Source organism: Pseudomonas sp. LBUM1674 (assembly GCF_059695635.1).
The window spans coordinates 4,624,826-4,636,437 of the sequence record NZ_CP166779.1; the positions used below are offsets into that span (position 1 = coordinate 4,624,826).

General features: G+C 60.6%; 10 protein-coding genes and 1 pseudogene. 7 read left to right on the top strand and 4 right to left on the bottom strand.

The annotated features are described in order from the left end of the window. Positions 1-50: 50 nt before the first annotated feature. Both ACA067_RS21305 and ACA067_RS21310 read left to right on the top strand, forming a co-directional pair. Positions 51-1,349, top strand: coding sequence for an MFS transporter (locus ACA067_RS21305; RefSeq protein WP_497458367.1), 1,299 nt, complete (start codon positions 51-53; stop codon positions 1,347-1,349). Between the two features lie 53 nt (positions 1,350-1,402). Then, positions 1,403-2,167 (top strand): 2-keto-4-pentenoate hydratase, encoded by a 765-nt coding sequence (locus tag ACA067_RS21310; RefSeq protein ID WP_497458368.1) that lies wholly within the window; start codon positions 1,403-1,405, stop codon positions 2,165-2,167. Here the strand turns inward: ACA067_RS21310 and ACA067_RS21315 are convergent. Continuing rightward, a complete protein-coding gene (locus ACA067_RS21315) occupies positions 2,164-3,072 on the bottom strand; it encodes a LysR family transcriptional regulator (protein WP_497458369.1) in 909 nt (302 codons plus the stop codon). The two genes, ACA067_RS21310 and ACA067_RS21315, sit on opposite strands and share 4 nt — an antisense overlap. Before the next feature lie 107 nt (positions 3,073-3,179). Between ACA067_RS21315 and gcl the strand changes: the two genes are divergently transcribed. The 3 genes from gcl (at position 3,180) to ACA067_RS21330 (ending at position 6,960) form a co-directional block, all read left to right on the top strand. Beyond that, a complete protein-coding gene (gene gcl, locus ACA067_RS21320) occupies positions 3,180-4,961 on the top strand; it encodes a glyoxylate carboligase (protein ID WP_497458370.1) in 1,782 nt (593 codons plus the stop codon). 129 nt (positions 4,962-5,090) lie between these two features. Beyond that, positions 5,091-5,873: a hydroxypyruvate isomerase gene (hyi, locus tag ACA067_RS21325; RefSeq protein WP_497458371.1), complete on the top strand. Its 783-nt coding sequence runs from the start codon at positions 5,091-5,093 to the stop codon at positions 5,871-5,873. Between the two features lie 190 nt (positions 5,874-6,063). Further along, positions 6,064-6,960: a 2-hydroxy-3-oxopropionate reductase gene (locus ACA067_RS21330; RefSeq protein ID WP_497458372.1), complete on the top strand. Its 897-nt coding sequence runs from the start codon at positions 6,064-6,066 to the stop codon at positions 6,958-6,960. A 56-nt stretch (positions 6,961-7,016) separates the two neighbouring features. Here ACA067_RS21330 and ACA067_RS21335 read toward each other — a convergent pair whose 3' ends face one another. After that, complete coding sequence (locus ACA067_RS21335) at positions 7,017-8,693, bottom strand: NAD-dependent malic enzyme (protein ID WP_497458373.1); 1,677 nt, start codon at positions 8,691-8,693, stop codon at positions 7,017-7,019. A 230-nt stretch (positions 8,694-8,923) separates the two neighbouring features. Between ACA067_RS21335 and ACA067_RS21340 the strand changes: the two are divergent. Further along, positions 8,924-9,109, top strand: a pseudogene (locus ACA067_RS21340) (iron-containing alcohol dehydrogenase PsrA); the annotation flags it as partial. 172 nt (positions 9,110-9,281) lie between these two features. On the opposite strand, the gene ACA067_RS21345 reads toward ACA067_RS21340, so the two are convergent. Both ACA067_RS21345 and ACA067_RS21350 read right to left on the bottom strand, forming a co-directional pair. After that, a complete protein-coding gene (locus ACA067_RS21345; protein WP_497458374.1) occupies positions 9,282-9,635 on the bottom strand; it encodes a hypothetical protein in 354 nt (117 codons plus the stop codon). A 9-nt stretch (positions 9,636-9,644) separates the two neighbouring features. Further along, positions 9,645-10,556, bottom strand: a complete 912-nt coding sequence (locus ACA067_RS21350) for a hypothetical protein (protein WP_497458375.1) — start codon at positions 10,554-10,556, stop codon at positions 9,645-9,647. 270 nt (positions 10,557-10,826) lie between these two features. Between ACA067_RS21350 and ACA067_RS21355 the strand changes: the two genes are divergently transcribed. Then, positions 10,827-11,588, top strand: coding sequence for an alpha/beta fold hydrolase (locus ACA067_RS21355; protein ID WP_497458376.1), 762 nt, complete (start codon positions 10,827-10,829; stop codon positions 11,586-11,588). Positions 11,589-11,612: the final 24 nt, after the last annotated feature.

Genomic DNA, 11,612 nt, shown 5'->3' on the forward strand with positions numbered 1-11,612 from the left:
CCGAATCCTCGTGTTGGTCAGCGAGAACAATAAGAAACTGGAGATAGCACATGAAGTTTTTACGTCTGCGCCCCACCACGGTGGTGCTGTTCATGCTGTGCACCATGTATTTCATCACCTACCTGGATCGGGTCAACGTCAGTACCGCAGCGGTCGGCTTCGGTAAGGAATTCAATCTGACCAAGACCGAGATCGGCATCGTCTTCTCAGCTTTTGCGTACCCCTACCTGGTCTTCCAGATCATCGGCGGCTGGGTCAGCGACCGGTTCGGCGCCAAGCGAACGCTGGTGGTGTGCGGGCTGATCTGGGCCGGCGCTACCGTGTTGACCGGCCTGGCTGGCGGCTTCGTCTCTCTGATCATCGCCCGTGTGCTGCTCGGCCTCGGCGAAGGCGCCACCTTTCCTGCGGCGACGGCGGCCATGTCACGTTGGGTACCCAAGGAAAAACGCGGGTTTGCCCAAGGCATCACCCATGCTTTCGCACGTCTTGGCAATGCCTTGGCCCCGGCAGCGATGATCGCGGTCATGGCGACCTATGGCTGGCGAGAGTCGTTCTACGTCTGTGCGGGCATCAGCTTTGTCTGGGTGGTGCTCTGGGCATTGGTTTTCACGGAACTGCCGAAAGATCATCCGCGCATCTCGCAACAAGAGCTGGATGTGTTGCCTGCGCCCAAAGTGAAAAGCAAGGAGCCGCTGGCCTGGGGACGCCTGTTCAAGCGCATGGCGCCGGTGACCATCGTCTACTTCTGCTATGGCTGGACACTCTGGTTGCTGCTGAGCTGGGTGCCGATGTATTTCATGAACATGGGCCTTGATCTGAAGGGCACCGCCATCTTCGCCTCCACGGTATTCTTCGGTGGTGTCGTCGGCGATACCCTGGGCGGCATCGTCAGTGACCGCATCTATGCTCGCACCAAGGATCTGAACAAGGCACGCAGCCTGATGGTCGCGGTCTGCCTGGGGCTGACGCTGTTATCGCTGGTTCCGCTGATGTTCACCAAGGACATGCACGTTTCCCTGGCGTGCCTCGCCATCGGCTTCTTTTTCTCCGAGATGACGATCGGCCCGATGTGGGCCATCCCGATGGACATCGCCCCTGACCATTGCGGCACCGCCAGCGGCATGATGAACACGGGGTCGGCCATGGCGGCTATCGTCAGTCCCGTGGCGGCCGGATTCTTGATCGACAAATTCGGCAACTGGCAGCTGCCGTTCCTGGTCAGCATCATCCTGCTGGCGATTGGCGTGATTCTGTCCTTCCGCATGAAACCGCAGAACAAGTTTGAGTATGTTAAAGCGCCCCTGCCGCCAACAACTGATGCGCAAGCCGCACCCGTCATCAGTAAATAACTTGCAGCTAACCCCCCGTCTGCGGGCGGGGTCTTGAACAATGGAGCGATACCTTGAATACAGCATCCACCCCTGCACGCCTGGCGCAATTGATCGTCGACGCGCAACGCGAGCGTAGCCCGTTGGGCGAGCTCGACAACGACCTGTACCCTGCGGATTTCGCCAGCGCCTACCTGACCCAGCAAGAGATTCTTCGCCTGCGCGGCGTCGAGGCCGGCGGCTGGAAGATCGGCTCTAAATCCCCAACCGGTCCGATCCAGGGTTCCCCGCTGCCACGGGACTGTCTGTTTGCACCCGCCAGCCAGTTCGACCGTGGCGCTTACGCGCCGGTCGGCCTGGAACTGGAGATCGCCTTTCGCTTCAACCGTGCCTTCAGTCCGCGTGACCACGACTATGGCGACGAAGAGGTCATGGCCGGCATTGGCGAAATGGCCGCCACCATCGAAATCGTCGCCAGTCGCTTTGCCGCCTGGCCGAAGATCGAACCCTTGACCCAGTTGGCCGACCTGCTCAACCACGGTGCCCTGGTGGTGGGCGAATTCGTGCCTTACGAAGCAGGTTTCGATTTCGTGCATCCCGCACTCGCACTGACGCTCAACGGCGACAGCATCGTGCCCGCGGCGGTCGCCAACCCGGCGGGTGATCCGCGCCGACTGCTGCCGTGGCTGGTCAATCACCACACCCGCCAGGGGCTGACCTTGCCCCAGGACCTGGTCATCACCACCGGCTCCTTCACCGGCATGTTCTTAGCCGAAGGGCCTGGGGAAGTGAGCGGCCAGATTCATGGCTTGCCGCCCGTGTCGCTGTCGCTGATCTAGCTGCGAACCCAATAACCCGGGCGGCTGTAGACCTCCTTGAGGAAGGCCATGAAGAAACGCACCTTGGCCGGCAGGTAATGTTGCTGGGGATATACACCCTGGATGTCGTAGCTGGGCAAGGCGAACTCATCGAGCACCGTGGTGAGTTCGCCGCTGAGCAGCTCGCTCTGGATTTCCCAGACCGAACGCCAGCAAATGCCCAGGCCGCGCTTGGCCCAGTCAAACAGCAGTTCGCCGTCGTTGCAGTAAAGATTGCCGGCCACTTTGACCGCCACCTGCCGGCCGTCTTTCTGGAAGGTCCAGCCCCGGTGTTGCCCGCCCTGCAGGCTAAAAGCCAGACAGTTGTGGCGAGCGAGATCATCGAGACTCTTGGGGGTGCCGTGGGTGGCAAAGTAACCCGGTGCACCGCAGACCACCCGGCGGTTGGCGGCCAGGGTGATCGCCACATAATTGGGGTCCAGCACTTCACCGATGCGAATGCTCATGTCGTAGCCCTCGCGCACCAGGTCAATGACGTTGTCGGTCAGGTCGAGGGACAGCTTGAGCTCCGGAAACCGCGCCTGGAACTCCGGCGCATGCGGGGCCACATGGCGTCGGCCGAAGCCGGCCGGGGCGGTGATCATCAGGTGGCCGCGCACCGCGCCGCGGTTCTCGCTGATGCTCGCATCAATCTCGTCGAACGACTGCAGCAAGACCTTGGCCTGCTCCAGGTAGGCCTCACCCAATTCGGTGAGCGTCAGCCCGCGGGTTGAACGATGGATCAGCTTCACCCCGAGCCGCTGCTCCAGTGCGGTCAGGCGCCGCCCCATGATCACCGGTGTCACGCCGTCGGCCAAGGCAGCGGCCGCAAAGCTGCCACGGGACGCTACGAGCACGTAGCTGCGTAATTCCGTGTAACGATCCATTCGATACTCCTGATACCGACAGAAACGATTAAAGTGACAATACCCAAAGCAGGCTAGCAAATGGATGCTATCGATGTACAAAAAATATCGAATCCAGGAGAGCCCCAATGCCCCTCATGAAAGCTATCGAAGCCGCCGTTCTGGTGATGCGCCGCGAAGGCATCGACACCGCATTCGGCATTCCCGGCGCCGCGATCAATCCGCTGTATGCCGCGCTCAAAGCGCTGGGCGGCATCGATCACGTGCTGGCCCGCCACGTCGAAGGCGCGTCGCACATGGCCGAGGGCTACACCCGCGCCGTGGCCGGCAACATCGGCGTGTGCATCGGTACTTCGGGCCCGGCCGGCACCGACATGATCACCGGCCTGTATTCCGCATCCGCCGATTCGATACCGATCCTCTGCATCACCGGCCAGGCGCCGCGTGCCCGTCTGCACAAGGAAGACTTTCAGGCCGTGGATATTTCCCGCATCGCCGCGCCGGTGTGCAAATGGGCGACGACCGTGCTGGAACCTGGCCAGGTTCCCTACGTTTTTCAGAAGGCCTTCCAGATCATGCGCAGTGACCGTCCGGGTCCGGTCCTGATCGACTTGCCCTTCGACGTGCAGATGGCCGAGATCGAGTTCGACATCGACATCGACGCCTATGAACCCCTGCCCGTGGTCAAGCCCAAAGCCAGTCGCCAACAGGCGGAAAAAGCCATGGCCCTGCTCAATCAGGCCGAGCGCCCGCTGATCGTCGCGGGGGGTGGCATCATCAATGCCGACGCGTCGGCACTGCTGGTGGAGTTCGCCGAACTGACCGGCATTCCGGTGATTCCCACCCTGATGGGCTGGGGCTGCATTCCCGATGACCACCCGCAAATGGCGGGCATGGTCGGCCTGCAGACGTCCCACCGCTACGGCAACGCAACGATGCTTGAATCGGACGTGGTGATCGGCATCGGCAATCGCTGGGCCAATCGGCATACCGGTTCGATCCCGGTATACACCGAGGGGCGCCGGTTCATTCACATCGACATCGAGCCGACTCAGATAGGCCGAGTGCTGATGCCCGAGCTGGGCATCGTCTCGGACGCCGGCAGCGCCCTGCTCATGCTGCTGGAGGTCGCCCGTGAATGGCATACGGCCGGTCGCCTGAAAAACTTCGCAGCCTGGCTGAGCAGTTGCCAGGAACGCAAAGCCCGTCTGCAACGCAAGACCCATTTCGACGACATGCCGATCAAGCCGCAACGGGTGTACGAGGAGATGAATCGCTTTTTCGGCCAGGACACCTGCTACATCAGCACCATCGGCCTGTCGCAGATCGCCGGCGCGCAGTTCCTTCACGTCTACAAGCCCCGCCACTGGATCAATTGCGGCCAGGCCGGGCCATTGGGCTGGACGATTCCGGCGGCACTGGGCGTGGTCAAGGCCGATCCGCAGCGCCAGGTCGTTGCGCTGTCCGGCGACTATGATTTCCAGTTCATGATTGAAGAACTTGCGGTGGGCGCGCAGTTCAAGTTGCCCTACATTCACGTGGTGGTGAACAACTCCTACCTCGGCTTGATCCGCCAGTCCCAGCGGAGTTTCGACATGGACTATTGCGTGCAGCTGGCGTTCGACAACATCAATGCCCCGGAACTCGAAGGCTACGGGGTCGACCATGTCGCAGTCGCCGAAGGACTGGGCTGCAAGGCGTTGCGCGTGACCGATCCGGCGCATCTGCAGGCCGCCTTCGCCGAGGCCCGCGAGCTCATGGCCCGGCATCGCGTGCCCGTGGTGGTCGAAGTCATTCTGGAGCGCGTCACCAACATCGCCATGGGCACCGAGATCAATGCGATCAACGAATTCGAAGAGCTGGCGGTGGTCGGCAACGATGCGCCAACGGCGATTTTGTTGCTCGATTGATGATCGTTCCCACGCTCCGCGTGGGAATGCAGCCTGGGACGCTCCGCGTCCCAAGCGGACGCAGAGCGTCCATAGAGGCATTCCCACGCAGAGCGTGGGAACGAGAACTCACATACACGGGAGACCACCATGCCGCGTTTCGCAGCCAACCTGTCCATGCTGTTCACCGAACAGGATTTTCTTGCCCGTTTCGAAGCTGCCGCCAAGGCCGGCTTCAGTGGCGTCGAATACCTGTTTCCTTACGAGTTCGGATCAGCCGACATCAAGGCCCGGCTGGATGAGCATGGCCTCACCCAGGTGCTGTTCAACCTGCCTGCCGGCGACTGGGGCCAGGGCGAACGCGGCATCGCCTGCCACCCCGACCGGGTCGAAGAGTTCCGTGCGGGCGTCGATCTGGCGATCGATTATGCCAAGGTCCTGGGCAATACCCAGGTCAACTGCCTGGCCGGCATCCCCCCCGCCGATGTGGACCCGGCAACCGTGCGCCAGACTTTCGTCGACAACCTCAAATACGCCAGCGCCAGGCTTGAAGCCGCGGGCATTCGCCTGGTCATGGAGATGATCAACACCCGCGACATCCCCGGTTTCTTCCTGAACACCACGGCGCAGGCGCTGGAGATTCGCGAGCAGGTCGGCAGCGCCAATCTGTTCCTGCAATACGACATCTACCACATGCAAATCATGGAGGGCGATCTGGCCCGCACCCTGGAGGAAAACCTGGCGCTGATCAACCACGTACAGCTGGCGGATAACCCCGGCCGCCATGAACCGGGAACGGGTGAGATCAACTACCGCTTTCTTTTCGAGCATCTCAAGCGCATTGGCTACGACGGCTGGATCGGCTGCGAATACAAACCGCTGACCACCACCGAAGCCGGCCTGGGCTGGCTGAAAACCCATAACGCACTCTGAACGAACAACACAAAACCCTGTGGGAGCGGGCTTGTCGGATCGCCGCACCGCCGCGATGACGTCGGCACAGCACACATCAATGTTGCCTGACCCACCGCCATCGCAGGCAAGCCAGCTCCCACATGAATCTACTGCGTCCCCAAGACTGCATTGCCGCATCGGAATATGCGTCAAATAAAGAGGATTCCCCATGGCTAAAATCGGATTTATCGGCACCGGCACCATGGGCCTGCCCATGGCGCAAAACCTGGTCAAGGCCGGCCACCAATTGTTTCTTTCCAGCCACCACAGCACGCCGCCCACAGCACTCACGGACGCCGGCGCCAAGGTATTGGCGAACCCGCGGGAAGTGGCCCGACAAGCAGAGTTCATCATTGTCATGGTGCCGGACACGCCCTATGTCGAGTCGGTGCTGTTCGGCGAAGACGGCGTCGCTGAAGGCACAGGCCCGGACAAGGTGGTGATCGACATGAGCTCGATTTCCCCGTCTGCGACCAAGGCGTTCGCGGAAAAAATCGTCGCCACCGGCGCCCGTTACCTGGATGCACCGGTCTCCGGCGGCGAGGTCGGTGCCAAGGCCGGGACCTTGAGCATCATGGTGGGCGGCGATCAGGCCGTATTCGACCGCGCCCTGCCCCTGCTGCAAAGCATGGGCAAGAACATCACCCTGGTCGGTGGCAACGGCGACGGTCAGACCGCGAAAGTGGCGAACCAGATCATCGTGGCGTTGAACATCCAGGCCGTGGCCGAAGCCCTGTTGTTCGCTTCGAAAAACGGTGCCGATCCAGCCAAGGTGCGTGAGGCGCTGATGGGCGGTTTCGCTTCGTCGAAGATCCTCGAGGTCCACGGCGAGCGCATGATCAAGGGCACCTTCGATCCGGGCTTCCGCATCGCCCTGCACCAGAAGGACCTGAGCCTGGCGCTGGAAGGCGCCCGCGAGTTGCACCTCAACCTGCCCAATACCGCTAACGCACAGCAAGTGTTCAGCACTTGCGCGGCGCTGGGCGGCAGCCAATGGGACCACTCGGCATTGATCAAGGGGCTGGAACACATGGCGGATTTTTCCATCCGCGAATCCAAGGGCTGAAGCTTTCGACAGTAAAAAAATCCCGCCGTACTGGCGGGATTTTCTTGTCTGCTCCTTTATTCCGGACGGCGCGTGTATTGGCGATAGACCGGCTGCCAGAAATGCTGCTCGATGGCCGCGGACAAGGCTTCCTCGGACAAAGGCGGGGCAACGCTGTCACGCTGGGCCGCCATGCCGACCGCGAAGGCGATGCGCTTGCTCACCGCCTGGACCTCACGTAACGGTGGCAGCATCTGCCCTGCCCCGGCGCTCTCGGCCAACGCCTGGGCAGAGGCCATGAGCATGCCGTCAGTGATACGGGTGGCCTTGCTGGCAATCGCCCCCAGGCCGATGCCGGGGAAAATGTAGGAGTTGTTGCACTGGGCAATGGGATAGGTCTTGCCGGCCAGTTCAATCGGCAGGAACGGACTGCCGGTGGCCACCAGCGCCTGCCCGTCGGTCCATTGCAGGATGTCCTTGGGATGCGCCTCGATCTGCGAGGTCGGGTTGGACAGCGGCATGATGATCGGTTGCGCGCAATGGGCATGCATCGTCTCGACGATCTGTTGGGTAAACAGACCGGCCTTGCCCGACACACCGATCAACACCGTGGGTTTGGCGTTGCTCACGACTTCCTGCAGCGACGGCCAGTCAGCGCTGAAGTCCCACTGCGCCAGCGACTCGCTGGCGTGTGCCAGGCGTTGCTGGAAGTCGTAGAGATCGGGCTGGCGATCGGTCAGCAGCCCCTTGCTGTTAAGCAAGTAAACCCGACGGCGAGCCTGGGCCTCGCTCAAGCCTTCCAACTGCATGGCGGCGATGATCTGTTCGGCAATCCCGCAGCCGGCCGACCCGGCGCCGACAAACGCCACGGTCTGTTCGGACAGGCGCTGCCCCTTGACCTTGCACGCCGCGAGCAAGGTGCCCACGGTCACGGCGGCAGTGCCCTGGATGTCATCGTTGAAGCAGCACAGCTGATCGCGATAACGCGCCAGCAACGGCATGGCATTGGTCAGGGCAAAGTCTTCGAATTGCAGGATCGCTTCCGGCCAGCGGCGCTGGATACCGTCCACAAAAGCTTGCAGGAACTGATCGTAGGCAGCGCCGCGGGTGCGTTCTTCCCGACGGCCGAAGTACAGGGGATCGACCAGCAGCGCCGGATTGTTGGTGCCCACATCCAGCACCACCGGCAAGGTGTAGGCCGGGCTGATGCCGCCACAGGCCGTGTACAACGACAGCTTGCCGATGGGAATGCCCATGCCGCCGACACCCTGGTCGCCGAGCCCGAGGATGCGTTCGCAATCACTGACGACGATGACCTTCACATGGTCCTTGGTCACATTGTTGAGGATCTCGTCGATGCGATCCTGATCAGCAATGCTGATGAACAATCCGCGATGGCTGCGGTAGATGCGGGAGAATTCCTGGCAGACCTTGCCGACGGTGGGCGTGTAGATAATCGGCAGCATTTCGTCGATATGGTCATCGACCACGCGATAAAAAAGGGTTTCGTTGGAATCCTGGATCGAGCGCAACAGGATGTGCTTGTCCAGGTCGGTGCTGCAGGCCTGGTACTGCTGGTAGGCACGCGCGGCCTGCTGGTCGATGGTTTCGACCTGCTGCGGCAACAACCCTCGCAGATGCAAGGTGTCACGTTCTTGCTCGCTGAAAGCGGTGCCCTTGTTCAGGAGTGGCGTGCCCAACAAGGCAGGGCCCACGAAAGGGACTTGTACGGCTCGATCGATAGGGTTACTCATCTTAACCTCCTGTGCTTTTGTATTTTGAATTCAATATACACACATGAATTCGGATGCCAAGTACCGGGAGGAACTGCTTCTGCATTTCGGTGCAGTCCCTGATTCTGCCCCCTTCCTACACCTTCCGGTATCGGCTCAGCCGATTCAAACCTGCGATTTATCGATTTGTGCTGTGGTCGATGGACCGCGAGCATGGGGCCACTTCCAACAACAAAAACAAAGGACCCGCCATGACTGCCCGATTCCATAATCCTGTTGATACCCGTTTCGGCTGGGGCAGCCTTCAAGAACTCGCCTCCCTCACCGAACACCAGACCGTTGCCCTCGTGACCTTTCCCGAAGCGCGCGCACTGGGGTTGGTGGATCGCATTCAAGACCTGCTCGGCGACCGCCTGGTTTACGTGATAGAGGATGTCCCCTGTGATCGGTGTTGGACATAACTTTATGTCCAACACCGATCCCTGTGGGAGCGAGCTTGCTCCGGGCGGCGTTCCGACGATGGACGTCAACGATAACGGGCACTACCTGAATGCACTCAATGCCCGCACGTTCTGCGCAAGCAGGCTCGCTCCTACAAGACCACAAGATTCAGTAGCCGCGCACCAACATCTCCTCCAACACCAGCTCCAACACCGACAACCCAATCTCCGGCCCATCACCGCAAAGCGCAGTCCGGCGAGCACAATCGATAACCACCCTAACCCCTGTCCCCATCCGATCCCCTGGATACTTGCGCAACATGACCTCAAGCAATGTCTCGCTCAGCCAGGTATCACGATGCAATGACCAGCGATGATCTACAAATTTCAACAGGCAGAAGTCGAACTCGGTATCAATGATGTGCGGCGAATACACCCAGTGGCTATTTCCCGCCTCCCAAACCGCTGCCTCAACACGATAACGCCCCCCGGGAGACAGCGACAGAGTCTCAATTTCGTCCATAAACAATCCTCAGACCAGAACCTGAGCCCCCTCCCCACGCGCCGCCTCTTCAACCTCAAGAACCGAGTCCAGCGTATTGAGAAACAAATCATGACTCAAAATCCCGGTACCGACAGTCGTCAGCACCGCATTCCCGGTCTCGTCCTTGATCACCACCTTCTCAGACCACGCACTCAAATCCACTGTGCGCAAGGTCGACATCGGCACCTTACGCCCATCCACCTCCAGAAAACTGCGCGTCACCAGGATCGGCTGAGTCGTCACATCAAGGAACTTGCCACTCATCCGCTTGCCCCAGACCGCACCGCTGCCCAAGTACTTGAAGGTCACCGAACCGCCCGCTGCAAGCGTATCCAACACCACCGGAAGGCGTGCACGCACATGCAACTCCCGCACTTTCTGCTGAAAGTCCTGAAAGCCCTTGAGCGATTCAATGACCCGATGAAAAGGCTCATTGGCATTCCGTCGATAGGCCAGGTTGGTGATCAGGCCAGAGATCGCCGTCTGCCCGGAACTGAACAGGTAAAGATCCTCGATCTCGGCAAAAGGAACGTACTCCTTGGTCGCACCGTTGATATGAGTGATGCCCTGTTCATAGACTTCATAACTGGCCTGGCGCTGTCGCTTGTGCCACAGGTGGATGCCAAACAGAACCAACGCGATCACGGCCAGAAGCGCACTGACGGCGTAGATCAGCACCTGCGGACTGGAGAAATCCAGCGTCATGCCACGACTCGTCGTCAGGCTGGCAGACCCGACATTGCCCGCGGGCAGAACCGTGCCCAGGTACAACACGAAACCTGCCAGACCCAACATGACTAAACCGAAAATCAGAGTGAATACCAGAAAGCCCTTACCGTGACGGTAGGTTGCAATCAATTCGCCGGTGGCCGGCGTAGACGCAGATGGGGACTGTTGCATAAGGTTCTTGCTTCCTTGTAAGAGTGACAGAAGGCGCGCCGAATCCAGGCTGGCCTCGCCGATGAATCCGGCGCCGGTTGAGGTTGTTGCTGACTGGGGTCCAGTCATCCCGTGGGGTGGGAATTGGTTTGAGTGTGGTTGGGGGGCAATCGTTCAGAAAGTGCTGCTGTGGGGGTCGATTGCTGCCCCTCGTAACGGGCAGCAATCGGCCAAAAGCAGTCGTTTGGCGCCAGATGCTGTCTTAACAGCGGGTAGGCCAAGGGGGAAACCATGACAACGCGCAAATTAACCATTAAAGACTTGCAGTTGAACGTTTCAATCCGCGGCCAAGGCTCACCGCTGCTCTTGCTCAACGGCCTGGGTGGTTTGATCCGTACCTTCGATCCCCTGCGCGATGAATTGGTGGACTACAGGACCATTACGTTGGACGTGCCCGGGGTCGGCAAATCGCAAATGCCCCACTGGCCGATGCGTCTGCCGCGCCATGCCGACCTGATCGCCGAGATGCTCAAGCAATTGGGAATCGACCAGGTCGATGTGTTCGGCCTCAGTTGGGGCGGTGCGTTGGCGCAAGAATTCGCCCTGCGTTACCCGAGCATGGTGCGCCGGCTGATCCTCGCGGCGACCTCGGCCGGCCCGGCGATGCTGGTGAAGCCCGCCGACATCCTGGGTTTTTTTGGCAGGAGTAAAAGCGCCAAGCTGCGCAAGCAAGAAGGCTCGCGCGATTCGATACAGACGCTACTGCGCTTCGGTATGGTGAACGGCATGCTCACGGTCAACCCGCGAACCTATTACCACCAGCTCACCGCCTTGGTCGGCTGGACCAGCCTGCTGCGGCTGTTCCGTCTGCACCAGCGCACGCTGATCCTCACCGGCGAACGCGACACCCTGGTGCGGCTTTACAACGCGCACATCCTGCGCCGCGCCATTCGCCGTGCCGAACTGCACGTCCTGCAGGGCGAGGGGCATTTTTTCGTGGTGACCAGCGCCAGGCGAACCGCCGAAGCGATACGCGAATTCCTCTGCCAATAGCAAGGCAATGAAGAGCCCGCGCCG

Excerpts from the sequence above, each read along its gene's own strand:
- ACA067_RS21305 (WP_497458367.1), top strand. The coding sequence starts at position 51 with ATGAAGTTTTTACGTCTGCGCCCCACCACGGTGGTGCTGTTCATGCTG.
- ACA067_RS21315 (WP_497458369.1), bottom strand. The coding sequence starts at position 3,072 with ATGGATCGTTACACGGAATTACGCAGCTACGTGCTCGTAGCGTCCCGT.
- gcl (WP_497458370.1), top strand. The coding sequence starts at position 3,180 with ATGCCCCTCATGAAAGCTATCGAAGCCGCCGTTCTGGTGATGCGCCGC.
- hyi (WP_497458371.1), top strand. The coding sequence starts at position 5,091 with ATGCCGCGTTTCGCAGCCAACCTGTCCATGCTGTTCACCGAACAGGAT.
- ACA067_RS21330 (WP_497458372.1), top strand. The coding sequence starts at position 6,064 with ATGGCTAAAATCGGATTTATCGGCACCGGCACCATGGGCCTGCCCATG.
- ACA067_RS21335 (WP_497458373.1), bottom strand. The coding sequence starts at position 8,693 with ATGAGTAACCCTATCGATCGAGCCGTACAAGTCCCTTTCGTGGGCCCT.
- ACA067_RS21345 (WP_497458374.1), bottom strand. The coding sequence starts at position 9,635 with ATGGACGAAATTGAGACTCTGTCGCTGTCTCCCGGGGGGCGTTATCGT.
- ACA067_RS21350 (WP_497458375.1), bottom strand. The coding sequence starts at position 10,556 with ATGCAACAGTCCCCATCTGCGTCTACGCCGGCCACCGGCGAATTGATT.
- ACA067_RS21355 (WP_497458376.1), top strand. The coding sequence starts at position 10,827 with ATGACAACGCGCAAATTAACCATTAAAGACTTGCAGTTGAACGTTTCA.